The organism is Achromobacter denitrificans NBRC 15125, assembly GCF_001571365.1.
GTDB lineage: Bacteria > Pseudomonadota > Gammaproteobacteria > Burkholderiales > Burkholderiaceae_B > Achromobacter > Achromobacter denitrificans.
In genome coordinates this window covers 88,441-105,108 of record NZ_BCTQ01000020.1, presented here as the reverse complement: position 1 = coordinate 105,108, position 16,668 = coordinate 88,441, and the positions used below count along the sequence as shown (strand labels likewise).

General features: G+C 68.1%; 14 protein-coding genes. 7 read left to right on the top strand and 7 right to left on the bottom strand.

The genetic code is table 11. The features are described from left to right. Positions 1-6 precede the first annotated feature (6 nt). From ADE01S_RS17780 to ADE01S_RS17765, 4 genes are all read right to left on the bottom strand, one after another. On the bottom strand, positions 7-1,677 hold the full coding sequence (locus ADE01S_RS17780; RefSeq protein WP_062683049.1) for a thiamine pyrophosphate-binding protein: 1,671 nt from the start codon (positions 1,675-1,677) through the stop codon (positions 7-9). Continuing rightward, positions 1,670-2,461, bottom strand: a complete 792-nt coding sequence (locus tag ADE01S_RS17775; RefSeq protein ID WP_062683048.1) for an SDR family oxidoreductase — start codon at positions 2,459-2,461, stop codon at positions 1,670-1,672. Before ADE01S_RS17775 ends, ADE01S_RS17780 begins: the two co-directional genes overlap by 8 nt. A 61-nt stretch (positions 2,462-2,522) precedes the next feature. Next, the gene (locus ADE01S_RS17770; RefSeq protein ID WP_062683047.1) at positions 2,523-3,338 is read right to left on the bottom strand and encodes an IclR family transcriptional regulator; all 816 of its coding nucleotides are present in this window, start codon (positions 3,336-3,338) and stop codon (positions 2,523-2,525) included. Positions 3,339-3,349: 11 nt separating this feature from the next. After that, a complete protein-coding gene (locus ADE01S_RS17765) occupies positions 3,350-4,189 on the bottom strand; it encodes an alpha/beta fold hydrolase (RefSeq protein WP_062683046.1) in 840 nt (279 codons plus the stop codon). 152 nt (positions 4,190-4,341) lie between these two features. Here ADE01S_RS17765 and ADE01S_RS17760 point away from each other — a divergent pair, with 152 nt between their 5' ends. The 5 genes from ADE01S_RS17760 to ADE01S_RS17740 all read left to right on the top strand — a co-directional run bounded on the left by ADE01S_RS17760 (position 4,342) and on the right by ADE01S_RS17740 (position 8,670). Next, positions 4,342-5,397, top strand: coding sequence for a porin (locus tag ADE01S_RS17760; RefSeq protein WP_062683045.1), 1,056 nt, complete (start codon positions 4,342-4,344; stop codon positions 5,395-5,397). A gap of 91 nt (positions 5,398-5,488) precedes the next feature. After that, the gene (locus ADE01S_RS17755) at positions 5,489-6,082 is read left to right on the top strand and encodes a cupin domain-containing protein (RefSeq protein WP_228468166.1); all 594 of its coding nucleotides are present in this window, start codon (positions 5,489-5,491) and stop codon (positions 6,080-6,082) included. Positions 6,083-6,127: 45 nt separating this feature from the next. Beyond that, positions 6,128-7,129, top strand: a complete 1,002-nt coding sequence (locus ADE01S_RS17750) for an ABC transporter substrate-binding protein (protein ID WP_062683044.1) — start codon at positions 6,128-6,130, stop codon at positions 7,127-7,129. Continuing rightward, the gene (locus tag ADE01S_RS17745) at positions 7,122-7,910 is read left to right on the top strand and encodes an ABC transporter ATP-binding protein (RefSeq protein WP_075873250.1); all 789 of its coding nucleotides are present in this window, start codon (positions 7,122-7,124) and stop codon (positions 7,908-7,910) included. Before ADE01S_RS17750 ends, ADE01S_RS17745 begins: the two co-directional genes overlap by 8 nt. Position 7,911: 1 nt before the next feature. Then, a complete protein-coding gene (locus tag ADE01S_RS17740; RefSeq protein WP_075873249.1) occupies positions 7,912-8,670 on the top strand; it encodes an ABC transporter permease in 759 nt (252 codons plus the stop codon). Positions 8,671-8,793: 123 nt separating this feature from the next. Here ADE01S_RS17740 and tex read toward each other — a convergent pair whose 3' ends face one another. Beyond that, the gene (tex, locus tag ADE01S_RS17735) at positions 8,794-11,169 is read right to left on the bottom strand and encodes an RNA-binding transcriptional accessory protein Tex (protein WP_062683043.1); all 2,376 of its coding nucleotides are present in this window, start codon (positions 11,167-11,169) and stop codon (positions 8,794-8,796) included. Between the two features lie 201 nt (positions 11,170-11,370). On the opposite strand from tex, the gene yoaA reads away from it, so the two are divergent. Beyond that, positions 11,371-13,467 (top strand): DNA repair helicase YoaA, encoded by a 2,097-nt coding sequence (gene yoaA / locus ADE01S_RS17730; RefSeq protein ID WP_062683042.1) that lies wholly within the window; start codon positions 11,371-11,373, stop codon positions 13,465-13,467. Positions 13,468-13,506: 39 nt separating this feature from the next. Here the strand turns inward: yoaA and ADE01S_RS17725 are convergent, their stop codons facing one another. Further along, on the bottom strand, positions 13,507-14,718 hold the full coding sequence (locus tag ADE01S_RS17725) for an MFS transporter (RefSeq protein ID WP_062683041.1): 1,212 nt from the start codon (positions 14,716-14,718) through the stop codon (positions 13,507-13,509). Positions 14,719-14,804: 86 nt separating this feature from the next. Between ADE01S_RS17725 and ADE01S_RS17720 the strand changes: the two genes are divergently transcribed. Beyond that, positions 14,805-15,746, top strand: coding sequence for a GlxA family transcriptional regulator (locus tag ADE01S_RS17720; RefSeq protein ID WP_062683040.1), 942 nt, complete (start codon positions 14,805-14,807; stop codon positions 15,744-15,746). Positions 15,747-15,795: 49 nt separating this feature from the next. On the opposite strand, the gene ADE01S_RS17715 is transcribed toward ADE01S_RS17720, so the two are convergent. Then, a complete protein-coding gene (locus ADE01S_RS17715; protein WP_062683039.1) occupies positions 15,796-16,584 on the bottom strand; it encodes an outer membrane protein assembly factor BamD in 789 nt (262 codons plus the stop codon). Between the last annotated feature and the right edge of the window lie 84 nt (positions 16,585-16,668).

Genomic DNA, 16,668 nt, shown 5'->3' with positions numbered 1-16,668 from the left:
TCGTCCTCACGCGGCCAGCGGCTTGCGCACCGGCGGGCCGGCGAAGGTGGTCTTGAAGCCGCCGATGGCCACCATGTCGATTTCGAGCAGGAAGGGGCCGGCGCAGGCCAGGCTCCGCTCCAGTTCCGCGGGCAGCGCGGCCAGGTCGGAGACCCGCGCGTGCGGCAATCCCAGCGCGCCGGCCATCTGGCCGTAGTCTGGCGTGTGCAGGTCGACGTAATGGCGGCGCCCGCCGTAGTGGGCGTCCTGGATGTTCTTGATGACGCCGTAGCCGCGGTCGTTCATCAGGAGGATCAGCATGTTCGCGCGTTCCTGGACGGCGGTGGCCAGTTCGCCCACGTTCAGGATGAATCCGCCATCGCCGGCCAGCACGAGGGTCTTCTTGCCGGGGCGGCATCCGGCCGCGCCGACCGCCGCGCCGATGCCCATGGCCAGGCCCTGGCCGATGCCGCCTCCCAGCGCGTGCACGCCCGCGCGCGGGTCGAACAGGGGCAGCAGGCGATTGCCCCAGATGCTGTTGGACAGGGTGACGTCGCGCACCCAGTTGAAATCCCTGCCGATGGCGTTCTGCAAGGCTTGCACCAGCTGGTCATAGGGGCCCAGGCCGTCCAGCACGTCCTGCCTTGCGGCTTGCGCGGCCCGCGCCAGATCGCCGTGGAAGTCCGGATCGGTTTGCATGCGGCCTTCCAGCGCATCGGCCAGCGCCGTCAGCGTCGCGTCGGCGTCCGCGCAAATGAACTGGCGGTTGGCATAGCCGCGGTTGTCGGCGGCGGCGTCGGCGTCGATGCGGTACAGGGGCTGGGGCAGCGCGAGCTTGTAGGTCAGCGTTTCGTTGCCGCGCAGCCGCGAACCGACCACCACCAGCGCATCGCACTGCTTGTAGAAGCTCTCCACCGGGCCATGCACGTTGAAGGCGCCCAGGCTGCGCGGATCGTCTTCGGCGACGATGCCGCGGCCTTGCGTGCTGGTGACCACGCCGAAACCCATGTCCAGAAGCCGGCGCGCCGGCTCGCCCGCGTGGCGCGCGCCGCCGCCCAGCCAAAGCAGGGGCCTGCGGGCCTTGGCCAGCGCGTCGGCCAATTGTTCGACCGCTTCGCGCCCGGGCTGCGCCACGCCGACCGGCAGCGGCCGGGTGTCGGTGCTGGGCGGAATCAGCGCGGCCTGGATGTCGATCGGAATCTCGACGCTGACGGGCCCGGTCGGCGCCGTCAATGCCGTCTGCACGGCCTGGCGGATCGTGGCCAGCGCGGTGTCGGCGCTGCGCACCCGATAGGCCGTCTTGGAAACGGATTTCAAGGTCGCCAGCTGGTCGGGCGCTTCGTGGATATAGGCCAGGTCGCGGTCCAGGTACTGCGATTCGATCTGGCCCGTCAGGTGCAGCAGGGGCGTGCCGGCGGTCAGGGCTTCCACCAGGGCGCCCGCGGCATTGCCGGCGGCGGTGCCGGTGCTCGTCAGGCAGACGCCCAGCTCACCGCTGGTGCGCGCGCAGGCGTCGGCCATATTGGTGGCCCCGGCCTCGCCGCGCGCAGGCACGAAGCGGATGCGGCCGCGCCGCGCGAACGCGTCCAGGATGGGCATGTTGTGGATCGAGATCACGCCGAAGGCGGTCTTGACGCCGCATTCTTCGAGAAACGCCGCGATGGCGTCTCCGACGGTATGAGTGTGGTTTTCAGGCATGGCGGTTATGACCTCCGGATACGTCGATGTGGGTGCCAGTGGTGTACGAAGACAGGGGAGTGGCCAGGAACAGGATCGCGTGCGCCGCTTCTTCGGGGCGGCCCAGCCGGCCCAGCGGGATGTGCCGGCGGGCGGCCAGCGCGGCGGTCCAGTCTTCCCAGCTTTGCTCCGGGGTCTCGCGTTCCGCGTAGCGCTTGCGCCATTGGCCGGATTCCACCAGGCCCAGGAGAATGCCGTTCACGCGCACGCCGTCGGGCGCGAATTCGGTAGCCATCGATCGCACCAGGTTGTGCACCCCGGCCCGCGCCGCGGAGGTGGCGACCATATAGGGTTCGGGCTGCACCGCCAGCAGCGAATTCACGCAGACCACCGCTGGCGCGCGGCTCGCGCGCAGTTGCGGCAGAAAGGCGCGCGTGGCGTGGATGACCGAGAAGAATTTCAGCCGCAGCTCGTGTTCCCAGGCCGCGTCGTCGGTCGATTCGAACGTGGACATGCGGCCCTGCCCGGCGTTGTTCACCAGGATGTCGGCAGGTCCCAATTCCGCTTCCACGAGCGCGGCGTAGCGGTCGACCGAAGCCTTGTCCAGCACATCGCACCGGTCGGCCAGCAACCGCGCGTCCGGCCAGCGCCGGCGCAGGCCTTGCTCGGCCGCCGCCAGGCGGTCCGGGTCGCGTCCGCAAAGCGCCACGGCGGCGCCCGCTTCCAGTAATGCCTCCACGGTTGCCAATCCGATGCCGGAACTGCCTCCGGTCACCACTGCAACGTATCCCCTCAAGTCATACATGGTCAGAATCGTGCCTTTGGCCTTCGGCCCTTGCCACAGTCGCGCCGGATCCGGAACGGAATCAGCGCGTCGCGCCGGGTGGCGCGTAATCCAGTAAGCGCGACAACTCGTCGGCCGCGCTGCGCACGGTGGCGATCACGCCCGCTTCGTCCATGGCCGGCTGCGTGGTGGTCATCGTCGGTATCGTCACGCCCAGCGCGGCCACGGTGGCGCCGTTGCGATCGCGCACGGGCGCGGCGATGCTGGCGACGGCGGCCTCATAGAAGCCGTGATCGCTCACGTAGCCACGCGCGCGGTCCTGCTGCAGCACCTCGTGCAGCGCTTCCACCGTGCCCGGCGTGCGCGGCGAATAGCTTTGCAGCGGCGCGTCGCCATAGAGATTCCGCAGCGCGTCCAGGCTCAGGTCGCAGAGCAGGGCGCGGCCCAGCAAGGTGGCATGCGCCGGCAGGCGGGTGCCGACGTAGACCGTGCTGACGAAAGGGGTGGGCGCGGACGATTTGGCCACCACCACGGCCCAGTGCTGGTCCAGCACCACCAGGTTGGAGGGGTAGCCGGTGGCGTCGCGCACGCGTTCCAGCAAGGGGCGGCCGAGCTCCGTCAGTTCCAGCGAGGCCAGGTACTCGAAGCCCAGGCGGAGCACGCCCATGTCCAGCTGGTAGGTGGAGCCGCCGTCGGTCTTGCGCACGAAGCCCATGTGCTCCAGCGTATTGAGCATGCGGAACACGGTCGAGCGGGGGAGGTCGAGCCGGCGCGCCAGTTCGGGCGCGCCCAGCGCGCGGTCGTTGCGGTTGAACTGGCACAGCAGGCGCAGGCCGCGCTCCAGCGCGGGGACGGTGTAGCGGTCGCGACCGTCGTCATTCACATCGGTGTCACTCATGAGAATCTCCGTCAGGAACCGGCGCGCGCCTGGCGCACGATTTCGGCGACCTCCTGCGGCCGCTCGATATGGCAGGCATGGCCCGCCCCGGGGATTAGCTCAAACGATGCCCGCCATGCCGCGGCGATTGCCTGGCACTTTGGCGCAGGCGTAATGGTGTCATGAATCCCCACCCGCACATCCACGGACATGGGCGGGACGGGGAAGGCCAGCAGGTCGCCGTCGCACAGCAGCCCCACGGCCTGGCGATAGCCCTCCGGGGTGATCTGCCGCATGTTCCAGGCGGCCCATTGCACCTGCCCGGCCTGCGCCGCCGGCGACAGCAGGGCGCTGGCGCGGGCCGCCGCCATGCCGTCGATGCCCAGGCGTTCGAGCGCGCCCAGGCGCTTGCCGCGCGTGGCCTCGCGTTCGCCCGCGTCGGCCGACCCATAGCCGCGCGCGGGGCTCAGCAAGACCAGGCGCGAGATCCGCGCCCGTTCCCGCCGCGCGCAATAGGCCGCCGCTACGAGCGCGCCCAGCGAATGGCCGACCAGCACGCATTCGTCGATGCCGGCGTGGCGCAGGACCTGGTGCAGCCGTTCCGCGTAGTCGGCCGCCGAAGGCCGATCCCCGGCCAGCGGCGCCGACGCGCCATAGCCCGGCGCGTCCCAGGCCAAGACCGTGCATTCCCCGGCAAGCGCCGTCGCGGCGTCGAGCCAGCAGCCCGATCCCGAGCCGATGCCATGCAGCAAAACGACGGCCGGCCCCGTGCCCAGCCGGCGGTAGGCCGACGGGCCCTGCGCGGTGGGAGCCAGGCAGGCGGTAAAGCGATGCAGCGCCTGATCGCGCATGGCTTGCTCGGTAGCGGGCATAGGGGTTTCCCCAATCTCGGGTTTTGATTTATCGCAACTATACTCCGTTTTGTTTTACTAATAAATCATCAGTTCATTAGTGAAACAAAACAACCAGCTTGCTGCGGGTTTTACACAACAGCTTTCCGCGGCGCTCCAAGGGGAAAAAACGTATGTCCGCATTTGCTTTGCGCGCCGTTTGCGGCGCGGTTCTGTCGGTGGCGATCGCCACGCCCGTCCTGGCCGCGGTGTCGGCCGGCGATTCCAGCGTCACCCTGTACGGGTTGATCGACATGGGTTTTCGCACCGATAGCAACGATCACCAGTCGCGCAGCAGCATCGAAAGCGGCATCGCCGGCCAATCGCGCTGGGGACTGCGCGGCCAAGAAGACCTCGGCAATGGCCTGAAGGCCACCTTCCAGCTGGAAAGCGGCTTCAACGGCGCCAACGGCTCCAATACGCAGGGACGTCTCTTCGGCCGTCAGGCGACGGTAGGCCTCAAGGGCGGGTTCGGTGAAATCCGCATGGGGCGCCAGGTCGTCCTGGGCTATGCCTGGACGCCGTTCGTGGCCAGCCCGTTCGGCGTGTCGTGGTCGCGCAATTCCATCGGCACCACGTTCGGCTACAAGTCCGGCGACTTCGGCGCCGATGGCCGGATCAGCAATTCGGTGCTGTATTTCACGCCCAAGTGGAACGGCCTGGAGGCCGCCATCGGCTACAGCTTCGATGCCGAGATGCAGCAAGGGTTCGCCACCGGAGACAACGACCGCGTCACCACGGCCGGCCTGCGCTATTCCAACGGCCCGCTGGTGGTCGCGGCCACCTACGAGCAGCTCAATCCGTCCAACCAGACCCCCGACCGGCGCGACGCGAAGAACTTCCAGTTCGGCGTCGCCTACGACTTCGAGATAGTCAAGCTGCACGCCGGCTACAACGAGCAGCGCGACATCAACCTGAATCCCGCGCCGGGCTACGTGGCGGCCGGCAACGACCGCGACCGCGCCTATACCTTCGGCGTCTCGGTGCCGGTGGGCAGCGGCCGCGTCATGGCCTCGTACCAGAACGCCGTGCTGTCCAAGTCGTCGGGCATCGGCCTGGCATATCAGTACTACCTGTCCAAGCGCACCAACCTGTACGTGATGTTCAACGACACCGATACGCGCAACTTCCGTCGCGACGAGGACGTGAGCCGGCGCCAGTTCGGCTTCGGCATCCAGCACTCGTTCTAAGGCCCCGCGCGAGACGCCCTCGCGCGCCGGCAGGCCCCGGCCCGCCATTGTTTTTGTCCCGTCAGGGATGCATTACTGAGAAGGAACCATCATGATGACCAACGCCATTCCCGAGATTCCCGTCCCGGACCAGGAGAATCCGCAATTCGCCACCTGGAAGCGTCCCAAGGACAAGACGCTGGGCGAGTGGATCGAAACCCGCATCGCCCGCCGCGCGACGCGGAGCTACGACTGGAACGCCCTGGGCTGGCAAGCCGACGTCGACCCTATCTACCGGCGGGCGCAGACGCGCTACATCGGCACCGGCGCGGCCGGCGTGAGCGTCGACCAGAACTCCATTCCGGCCGAGCACTTCACCTTCTCGACCATGGTGCTGCCCGCCGGCTGCGAAGGGCCCTTGCACGTCCATCACGACGTCGAGGAAGCCTTCTTCATCCTGCGCGGCCATGCCATCCGCCTGTTCCTGGAGTACCAGGGCGAGACCTTCGAAGCGGTGCTCAACGAGCGCGACGTGATCTCGGTGCCGCCGGGCATCTACCGCGGGCTACGCAACGAAGGCCAGGAAGAAGCGCTCATGTGCGTGATGCTGGGCGCCAATCGTCCGGACCTGCCAGACTACCCGGCCGATCACCCCATCGCCATTGCCAAGGCACAGCGCAAGCGCGCCGCGCAAGAGAAGGCGTAAGCCTGATATTTCGGGGTTCCTATAGCTCTCAGGGAGAAAAACGCGATGAATCGCAGACATTTTCTGGGCACTTCGGCCGCATTGGCCGGTGCCCTCTTGATGCCCGGACCGGCCGCAGCGCAAGGCAAGGGCAAGTTCACTTTCCTGACGCCGTTCACGCTGTCGCTGGCCTTTGCGCCGGTGCTGTACGCCCAGGCCACGGGGAAGTTCAGCGCCCGGAAGCTGGATCTGCGCGTCGAGGTCGGCCGCGGCGCCGCCCAGGTGGTGCAATTGGCCGCGGCGGGGCAGGTCGACGCGGGCCGCACCGGCGGGGCCAACTACATGAGCACGCGCGCCCAGGACAACTCGGACGTGATCGCGTTCGGCACGATCGCGCAGATCTCGCCCTTCGTCGTCATTTCCGATGAGAAGGCGCCGGTGCGCGAAGCCAAGGACCTGGCGGGAAAGATCGTCGGCCTGGCTTCCTTCGGCGGCTCCATGGAAGCGACGCTCAATCTCATGCTGGCCCACGCCGGCGTCGATCCGAAGTCCGTGCGCCGCGAGCGCGTGGCCGACGGCCCGGCTTCCTTCGCCATGATCCAGGCCGGCAGGCTGCATGCGTTCTTCGGCAACACCAGCACGGTGTCGCGCTTGCGGGCGGAGCACCTGGCCGCGTCGGTCATGCATGCCGACGACGGCGTGCCGGGGCAGGTCTACGTGGCGCGCGAACGCGACCTGGCCGCGCATCGGGATGCCTTCGTCGCGTTCACCCGCGGCGTCGTGGACTCGGTGAAGGAACTTGCCGCCATGGACGATCAAGCCTTGCTGGCGGCGATCGCGCTGATGGGCAAGGCGTTCGACATTCCCGGCATCGAGAAGACCGACATCGCCTTGCAGGACTTGCGCGGAAATCGCGAACTCTGGCTGACGCACGGCGTCGAGAACGTGGTCCGGAACGACCCCAAGCAATGGGCGGAAGGCCGGCGCCTGCTGGTGGAGGCGGGCCTGATGCGCCCGACCGAACGCCCGCTGTACACGAACGATATCTGGGAGAGCGCAGTTGCCTGATTCCCGACAGCAGCAGCCGGCGGCCTCGGCCGCCGAGGCCATCGTCAGCTTCGTCGACGTCACCAAGAAGTTCAAGACGGACTCCGGCGTCACGACCGCGTTGCAAGGCATCAACCAGCACATCGCGCCCGGCGAGTTCGTCGCCATCATCGGTCCGTCCGGTTGCGGCAAGTCCACCTTGCTGCGTCTGCTGTGCGGACTCGAAACGCCCAGCGAAGGCCGCATCGAATGGCCGGGCCGCCCGGCGGCCAATCCGGTGCGATTCGGCGTGGCCTTCCAGGAGCATCGCCTCCTGCCCTGGCTGAACATCGAGCAGAACGTGGCCCTGCCCAAGCTGATGACCACGGGGGCGAGCGGCGACGACCTGAGCCGCGCCCGCGAGCTCTGCGCCATGGTGGGATTGACCGGCTTCGAAAAGCGCCGGCCCGCCGAGCTGTCAGGCGGCATGCGGCAACGCGCTTCCTTCGCGCGCGCTTTGTTCTCCAACCCGGAACTGCTCTTGCTGGACGAACCTTTCGGCGCGCTGGATGCGCTGACGCGGGAGCAGATCATCGCCGACGCCGAAGCCATCTGGATGCGCGAGAAATTCGCGGCGTTCCTGATCACCCACTCGATCAGCGAGGCCGTGCACCTGGCGGACCGGGTGATCGTTATGTCGGCCCGCCCCGGCCGCGTGGCCGCCGAGATCAGAGTGGACCTGCCGCGTCCGCGCACCGCGCAGCGCGAAAACCCCGAATACGCGCGGCTGTGCGCCGAACTGCGCAAGCACCTGGAGATCTGAATTGAAACGCCTTGCCATTCAAATCTGCTCCGTCGTGGTGTTCTTCGTCTTGTGGAAGGGCTATGTCACGGCGTTCGACGTGTCGCCGTTGGTACTGCCGCCGCCGGAAGACGTGCTGCATGCCCTGGTGCGCCTGATGGGCCGCGCCGACACTTACTACCACATCTACACCACCCTGGCCGAATGCCTGGGCGGCTTCGTGATCGCCGTGGCGCTGGGCACGGTCATCGGTCAGGTCCTCGGCCGAGTGCCGCTGCTCGATACCATCTTCAAGCCCTTCGTCGTGGCCCTGCAGCTGACGCCCAAGGTGGCCTTGATTCCCCTGTTCATCCTATGGTTCGGCTTCGGCATCGAATCCAAGATCGTGATCTCGGCGCTGATGGCCTTCTTCCCCGTGTTCGCCAACAGCTATCTCGGCGCGAAATCGGTGGACACCGGGCTGGTGGAAGTGTTCCAGGTCGGCAATGCAAGCGGCGGCAAGCGCTTCCGCCTGCTGGTGATCCCGGCCTCGCTGCCCTACATCCTGACCGGCATGGAGATGGCCATCGTGCTGTCCATCATCGGCGCCGTGGTGTCGGAGTTCGTCGCCGGTTCGCGCGGGCTGGGCTACCTGGCCACGGTCAAGTTGCAGGACATGGAGGTGGATACGCTGTTCGCCGTCGTGCTGTTGCTGGCGACCATCGGCTTCCTGCTCTATTTCGCGATCGGTTCGCTGCGCAAGGTGCTGATTCCCTGGCATGAATCGGGGAAGATCGGCTAGGGCAGGGCCCTGACCCGACGGCCCGCGCGCGGAGGACGGCGCGGGCGTCTCGGCAAAAAAAAACCGGCGCATCGCGTCGGTTTTTTTTGAGGTCGGCCCATGCGGGCCGGGCCTTGCGGGGACTCAGCGCTTGAGCTTGGCGAAGGCGTCGGCCATCGCGCTGTTCATCATGTTGCCGCCGGCGGCGCCGCGGCCGCCATCGCCTTGCGGCCGGCGGTTGCCGCGGTCGCCGCCCTTGGGGGCGTCGCCGCTGCGCCGCGCAGGCGCCGCGGTGTCGTTCAGGCGCATGGTCAGCGCGACGCGCTTGCGAGCGGCGTCCACTTCCAGCACCTTCACGCTGACCGTCTGGCCGACGCGCACCACGTCGCGCGGATCCTTCACGAACTTCTCGGCCAGGGCCGAAATGTGGACCAGGCCGTCCTGGTGCACGCCGATGTCGACGAACGCGCCGAAGTTGGCGACGTTGGTCACGACGCCTTCCAGCACCATGCCCGGGTACAGGTCGTTCAGGGTTTCGACGCCTTCCTTGAATTGCGCCGTCTTGAATTCGGGACGCGGATCGCGGCCGGGCTTCTCCAGTTCGGCGAAGATGTCGCGCACCGTGGGCAGGCCGAAGCGCTCGTCGGTGAAGTCCGACGGCGAAACACCTTTGAGCGCGTCGCGCTGGCCGATGATCTGCTTGACCTCGGCCTTGATCTTGGCGACGATGCGCTCGACCACCGGATAGGCTTCCGGGTGCACGGACGACGCGTCCAGCGGATTGTCGCCGTTGGGAATGCGCAGGAAGCCGGCGGCCTGCTCGAATGCCTTTTCGCCGAAGCGCGGCACCTTGCGCAGGATTTCACGGGTGGGGAAGGCGCCGTTCTCGTCGCGCCAGGCCACGATGTTCTTGGCCAGCAGCGAGTTCAGGCCGGACACGCGGGCCAGCAGCGCGGCCGAGGCCGTGTTCACGTCCACGCCCACGGCGTTCACGCAGTCTTCGACCACGGCGTCGAGCGAGCGCGCGAGTTCGCGCTGGTTGACGTCGTGCTGGTACTGGCCGACGCCGATCGCCTTGGGATCGATCTTGACCAGCTCGGCCAGCGGATCCTGCAGGCGGCGGGCGATGGACACCGCGCCGCGCAGGGTCACGTCCAGATCGGGGAATTCCTGCGCCGCGGTTTCGGACGCGGAGTAGACGGAGGCGCCGGCTTCGGAGACCACCACGCGGGTGACCTTGAGGTCGGGGAAGCGCTCCATCATGTCGCCCACCAGCTTTTCGCTTTCGCGCGAGGCGGTGCCGTTGCCGATGGCGATCAGGTCCACCTTGTGGCGCGCGACCAGCGCGGCCAGCGTGTTGATCGTGCCGTCGCGGTCGCGGCGGGGCTCGAAGGGGTAGACGGTGGTGGTGTCCACGACCTTGCCGGTGACGTCGATGACGGCGACCTTGCAACCCGTGCGGATGCCGGGGTCCAGGCCCAGCACGGCCTTGGGGCCCGCCGGCGCGGCCAGCAGCAAGTCCTTCAGGTTGGCGGCGAACACGCGGATGGCTTCGGCTTCGCCGCTTTCGCGCAGGCGGCCGATCAGTTCGCTTTCGAACGCCGTCAGCAGCTTGACGCGCCAGGTCCAGCGGCAGACCTCGCCCAGCCAGCGCGCGCGCGGCGACGCGTCCAGCGCGAACAGGCCGTTGCCCAGCTTGAGGAAGTTGGCGACCCGGGCCACGCAAGGATGCGGCACTTGCGCTTCCAGCTCGGACTCCAGGCCCAGGCGCAATTCCAGCACGCCTTGCTGGCGGCCGCGCAGCAGCGCCAGGATGCGGTGCGAGGGCAGGGTGCGCAGCGGCTCGTTGAAGTCGAACCAGTCGCGGAAATTGGCGCCCTCGGCTTCCTTGCCGTCGACCATCTTGGAATAGATCAGGCCGGTGGACCAGAGGTGCTCGCGCAGATCGGCCAGCAGGTCGGCGTTTTCCGCGTAGCGCTCGGCCAGGATGTCGCGCGCGCCATCGAGCGCGGCCTTGGCGTCATTGATGGACGCCTCGGGATTCAGGTACTGGGCGGCCAGCGCGGCGGGATCGCAGGCGGGATCGGCCAGGATGCCGTCGGCCAGCGGTTCCAGGCCGGCTTCGCGGGCGATCTGGGCGCGGGTGCGGCGCTTGGGCTTGTACGGCGCGTACAAGTCTTCCAGGCGCTGCTTGGTATCGGCGGCGCCGATTTCCTGCTGCAACTCGGGCGTGAGCTTGCCCTGCTGCGAAATGGATTCGAGAATGGCTCCCCGGCGCTCTTCGAGTTCACGCAGATAACCGAGGCGCACTTCCAGGTTGCGCAGCACGGTATCGTCCAGGCCGCCGGTGGCTTCCTTGCGGTAGCGGGCGATGAAGGGCACGGTGGCGCCGTCGTCCAGCAGTTCCACCGCCGCGGCGATCTGGGAGGCGCGCGCTTCGAGCTCGGTAGCGAGCTGCGCGACGATGCGGGCGTTGTCGACGCCGGCGGCGACGTTCGTGATAGTGGAAGTTTCAGACATCTCTATACGACGACAAAAAGGGAAAACAAGGGGCGGATTGTGCCATAAGCCGTTGTTACAAAACGTGCCAGGGTGGACAGGCATGTCCCTCTGGCGGCACTTTTTCGGCGGGGGACAGGTCCGGCAGCGGGTATCATTTGGTCCTTTCCCACATGAGTGCCTGGCGCCCGACCCGCAACCGGCACCGGCGAAACCGTTCCGATGCTGGACCTGGATATTTCCGAATTCTTCGACGAGGACGGGCCCTTGGCCACGGCCTTGCCCGGCTACAAGCCCCGACACGCGCAAGTGGAATTGTCCCAGGCCATCGGCCAGGCCATCCAGGACCGCGCCACGCTGGTGGCCGAGGCCGGCACGGGCATCGGCAAGACCTGGGCCTATCTTGTACCCGCCTTCATCCAGGGCGGCAAGGTGCTGATTTCCACCGGCACCCGCACCCTCCAGGATCAGCTCTACGCCCGCGACCTGCCGCGCGTGCGCGCCGCGCTGGCCGCGCCCGTGACCGCCGCGCTGCTCAAGGGCCGCGGCAATTACGTGTGCCACTACCACCTGGAGCGCCTGCAGGGCGACGAGCGCGCCCTGAAGTCGCGCAGTGAAATCCAGCAGCTGCGCCAGATCCAGGTGTTCGCCGGGATTTCCAAGACGGGCGACCGCAGCGATCTGGCGCAGGTGCCCGAAGACGCCGACATCTGGCAGCGCGTGACGTCCACGCGCGAGAACTGCCTGGGCCAGGAGTGCCCGCGCATCCGCGACTGTTTCGTGGTGAAGGCGCGCAGGCAGGCCCAGGAAGCCGACGTCGTGGTCGTCAACCATGCCTTGTTCATGGCCGACCTGGTGCTGCGGGAAGAGGGCGTCACCGACCTGCTGCCCGAAGCCGACACCGTGATCTTCGACGAGGCGCACCAGCTTCCCGACACCGCCACGCGCTTCCTGGGCAGCAGCGTGTCCACGCACCAGCTGATGGATTTCGGCCGCGCGCTGGAAGCCGCCGGGTTGGCCTATGCGCGCGAAGCGGCCAAATGGAGCGACGTCAGCCGCCATCTGGAAACGGCCGCGCGCGAGCTGCGGCTGGTCTGCGCGCCGCTGGACCGGATGCCGGGCCGCAAGGCCACGTTCGAGGCCATCCCGAATCCCGAGGAGTTCGACGCGGCGCTCAAGACATTGCGCGACGCGGTCGATAGCGCCGCGCAGGCCCTGGCCGCGGTGTCCGAGAAGCATCCCGACCTGATGGCCGCGGCGCGCAGCGGCGCGGAGATCTCCGCGCGGCTCAAGCGCTGGGCCACGCCGGGCCGCGCGGATGCGGGCCTGGCCGATGAAGGCTGGGGCCGCGACGACCAGGCGCCCGAACCCGCGGCGGCGTCCCCGTCCGGAGACGGCCTGCCCACGCCGGCGGCCATTCTCGCGGGCGCCGCCGCCGCGGAACAATGGTCGGGCCCGGCGGTGCGCTGGGTCGAGCACGGCCAGCACCACGTGCGCCTGCATTCCGCGCCGCTGTCGGTGGCGCAGGCGTTCTCCAAGTACCGCAAGCCCGGCCAGGCCTGGATCATGACCTCGGCCACCTTGTCGATCAACGGCGAATTCACGCACTTCACCAGCCAGCTGGGGCTGGACAAGGCGCGCACCGGCAAGTGGGAATCCCCGTTCAACTACCCGGAGCAGGCGCTGCTGTTCGTGCCCCGCGGCATGCCCGAGCCCCAATCGCCGCAGTTCCTCGACCGCTTCGTGCAGACGCTGATGCCGCTGCTGGAGGCCAGCCCCGGCGGGACCCTGGTGCTGTGCACGACGCTGCGCGCCGTGGACAAGGTCGCCAACCTGCTGGCCGACCAGTTCGACGACGCCGGCCATGAATGGCCGCTGCTCAAGCAGGGCGACGGCACGCGCCGCGACCTGCTCGACCGTTTCTGCAAGCTCCAGCACCCCGTGCTGGTGGGCAGCGCCAGCTTCTGGGAAGGCATCGATCTTCCCGGCGACGTGCTGACCCTGGTGGCGATCGACAAGCTGCCGTTCGCGCCGCCCGACGATCCCGTGATCGAGGCGCGCCTGCGGGCCTGTCGGTCGCAGGGCGGCAATCCCTTCTCGGAATACCAGTTGCCGGAGGCCGCGATTTCGCTCAAGCAGGGCGCCGGCCGCCTGATCCGCACCGAATCCGATTGGGGCGTGCTCATGGTGGGCGACGGCCGCCTGGTCGAAAAGCCCTACGGCAAGCGCCTGTGGCGGGGGCTGCCGCCGTTCGCGCGGACGCGGGAACTGGAAGAGGTGCTGGCGTTCTACCGCCGCAAGCAGGAGCCGCGCGGCTAGGAGCGGTCTGCCCGGGCTGTGGAGTCTTGGCCGGATTGCTCAGGCGGCGGCCCGTTCGGTCCGTCGAGACAGCGCCCACCAGCCGGTCATGGCGGCGGCCAGGCCCACGATGGGCAGCATGGCGGCATTCAGGATTTCCCAACCCATCCGCGCCAGGGCGGGGCCGGCGGCCAAGGTGGCCAGGGCGGTGGTGGCATAGCGGAGCATCTCGGCGGCCCCTTGCACGCGTGCCCGTTCAGCGGGGCGGTAGGACTGCGCCAGCAGCGTGGTGCCGCCGACGAACATGAAGTTCCAGCCCACGCCCAGGCAGAACAGCGCCGCATGGAAAGCCGCAAGCGAACTCGATTGCATGGCGATCAGCGAGCAAGCCGCGTTCAACGCCATGCCCATGCCGAGCACTCGGGGCAGGCCGAGCCGGTTGATCAACGCGCCCGCGAAGAAGGCCGGGGCGTACATGCCGATGAGATGCCACTGCATGATGCTGGCGCCGTCGGCGATGCTGTGTTGGCAGGCGATGGCGGCCAGCGGGGCCGCCGTCATGACGAACATCATCGAGACCGAACCCACGACATTGTTGGCCAGGGCCGCCACGAAGATGGGCTGCCGCATGACTTCGCCCAAGGGACGGGCCGGCAGGCCTGCGGCCTGCGCTTCGGCGGGCTGGCCACCATCAGCGTTCTGGTCGCGGTAGGCCGCGAGCATCAGCGCGCTGGCCGCGCCCAGCAGGGCCACCATCAGATAGGCGCCCGAGAAGACCGCCGCAGGGAATAAATCCTTGGCCCAGGCCGCCAGGGCCGGCCCCGCGATGGCGGCGATGACGCCGCCCGTCAGCACCACGGAGATGGCGCGGCTCTTGGCTTCGGCGGGCACCGCGTCGGCCGCCGCCAGCCGGTAATACTGCGCGAAGGCCTGGAACACGCCGACCAGCGCCGTGCCCAGGCAGAAGAGCCAGAAATCGCTGGCAAACACCGCGGCCACGGAGATCAGCCCGCCAGCGGCGCCGGCCAGCGAGCCCAGCATGAAGCCCGCGCGGCGGCCGATGCGCTGCATCAGCAAAGAGGCATACCAGGTGACCGCGGCGCCCGCTACCGTGATCAGCGCGAATGGCAGTGTCGCCAGCGCCGGGTGGGGCGCCAGCATCTGGCCGGTCAGCGCCGTCAAGGTGAGGTCGATGGAGATCGCCGCGATGTACAGGCCTTGGCAGATGGCGAGGATGCGGGCATTGCGCAGGCCGCGCGAGGGGGAGGTCATGGCGGAGGGACGTCCGGAGGGTTGACAGGCCTCACTTTAGCGCCGGAGAATCTGACAAGAATGACCATTTCCCCTCATTTCTTGCCATGACCCACCGCGTCTGCATTCTGCCTGTGCCGAACTTCCAGCTGCTCGACATGGCTGGGCCGCTGTCAGTGTTCCAGATTGCCGCCGAGCTGGTGCCGGGCGCCTATGAGGTGGCCGTGGTATCGGCCGAGGGCGGGCTGGTCCGTTGTTCGGCCGGCGTGCCGGTGCAGACCCGGTCGTGGCGCGGCCTGCGCGCCGATACGGTGCTGGTGCCGGGCGGCCAGGGCGCGCGCGAGCCGCGGGCGGCGCCGGCCATGCTGGCCTATCTGCGCGCCGCGCATGCGCGCGGCCGGCGCGTCGCCAGCGTTTGCACGGGCGCGTTCGTGCTGGCGCAGGCCGGCCTTCTGGAGGGGCGACGTGCGACCACCCACTGGCGCCACGCCGCCGAGCTGCAGCGGCGTCACCCGGCCTTGACGGTGGCGGCGGATCGCATCTATGTCGAGGACGGCGCGGTGTGGACGTCGGCCGGGATCGCGGCCGGCATAGACCTGGCGCTGGCCATGGTGCAGGCGGACCACGGCGAGGCGGTCGCCCGTGCCACGGCCCGCGAAATGGTGGTTTATCACCGCCGCACGGGCGGACAATCGCAGTTCTCGGCGTTGCAGGACCTGGCGCCGCCCAGCGGGCGCATGCGCGAGGTCCTGGCACATGTGGGGCAGCACCTGGACGAAGTTCTGGACATCGAGCGCCTGGCCGGCGTGGCATGCCTGAGTCCGCGCCAGTTCTGCCGTCAATTCAAGCAGGAAACAGGCCAGACGCCGGCCAAGGCGGTGGAGCGAATACGCGCCGAGGCGGCTCGCGAACTGGTCGAGGAGGGCGGGACCGGCATGGACGCCATCGCGCGCCGGGTGGGCTTTGGCGATACGGAGCGCATGCGCCGCGCCTTCATCCGCATCTACGGGCAGCCGCCGCAAGCCATGCGGCGCGGCGCGGCTCCATAAAAAAGCCCCTTGATCGCGTGAGGGGCTTCTTTTCCATGCAGGAACCGGATCAGTTGAACGGGTTCCACCAGCTCTTGTCGGCCTTCAGGCCCTTGGTGCGGAATTCGCTGTTGGGGAAGTTCTTGTCGTAGACGCGCTGCGAGTCGTTCTTCAGTTCGGTCATGCCGAGCTTGTCGTAGGACTCGACCATCAGGTAGAGCGCTTCTTCGGTGGCGGGCGCGCCTTCGAAGTCGGTGATGACGGTCTGGGCGCGGTTGGCGGCGGCCACGTAGGCGCCGCGCTCGTAGTAGTAGCGGGCGACGTGCACTTCGTTCATGGCGATGGTGTTGACCAGCCAGGCGACGCGCTTCTCGGCGTCGGCCGAGTACTTGCTGTCGGGGTAACGCTTGATCAGCTCGTTGAAGGCGTCGTAGGAGGCGCGCAGCCCCTTGGGATCGCGTTCGGCGGGATCCTGGCCGGTAATGCTGCTCATGAAGGCGCTGGCCGGCGTGAAGTTGACCAGGCCCTTCAGGTACAGCGCGTAGTCGGTGCCGGGATGGTTGGGGTAGAGCTGCTGGAAGCGGTCGATGGCGGCCAGGGCCTGCTCGTTTTCGCCGTCTTTCCAGTTGACGTAGGCCAGTTCAAGCAGGGCTTGCTGCGCGTACACGCCGAACGGGTAGCGGCTTTCGATCGCGGTCAGCCGTTCGCGGGCTTCCTTCCAGCCGCCCGAGGACATTTCCGACTTGGCATCGGCGTAGAGCTGTTCGGCGCTCCAGTTCGTGGTCTTGTCGTACTTGCTGTTGGACGAGCCGCAACCGGCGATCGCGACGACGGCAACTAGCGCGATGACCACGCGCAAGATCGGCCCGCTGCGGGAGGCGGGGTTCGAGGGAGCTGCGGAGTGGTGAATCACGAGAATCGTATCCTTGGTGGTAGCATGGCA

Bases quoted from the DNA above. Each gene is read 5' to 3' on its own strand.
- ADE01S_RS17780 (WP_062683049.1), bottom strand. From the start codon at position 1,677: ATGCCTGAAAACCACACTCATACCGTCGGAGACGCCATCGCGGCGTTT.
- ADE01S_RS17775 (WP_062683048.1), bottom strand. From the start codon at position 2,461: ATGTATGACTTGAGGGGATACGTTGCAGTGGTGACCGGAGGCAGTTCC.
- ADE01S_RS17770 (WP_062683047.1), bottom strand. From the start codon at position 3,338: ATGAGTGACACCGATGTGAATGACGACGGTCGCGACCGCTACACCGTC.
- ADE01S_RS17765 (WP_062683046.1), bottom strand. From the start codon at position 4,189: ATGCCCGCTACCGAGCAAGCCATGCGCGATCAGGCGCTGCATCGCTTT.
- ADE01S_RS17760 (WP_062683045.1), top strand. From the start codon at position 4,342: ATGTCCGCATTTGCTTTGCGCGCCGTTTGCGGCGCGGTTCTGTCGGTG.
- ADE01S_RS17755 (WP_228468166.1), top strand. From the start codon at position 5,489: ATGATGACCAACGCCATTCCCGAGATTCCCGTCCCGGACCAGGAGAAT.
- ADE01S_RS17750 (WP_062683044.1), top strand. From the start codon at position 6,128: ATGAATCGCAGACATTTTCTGGGCACTTCGGCCGCATTGGCCGGTGCC.
- tex (WP_062683043.1), bottom strand. From the start codon at position 11,169: ATGTCTGAAACTTCCACTATCACGAACGTCGCCGCCGGCGTCGACAAC.
- yoaA (WP_062683042.1), top strand. From the start codon at position 11,371: ATGCTGGACCTGGATATTTCCGAATTCTTCGACGAGGACGGGCCCTTG.
- ADE01S_RS17725 (WP_062683041.1), bottom strand. From the start codon at position 14,718: ATGACCTCCCCCTCGCGCGGCCTGCGCAATGCCCGCATCCTCGCCATC.
- ADE01S_RS17720 (WP_062683040.1), top strand. From the start codon at position 14,805: ATGACCCACCGCGTCTGCATTCTGCCTGTGCCGAACTTCCAGCTGCTC.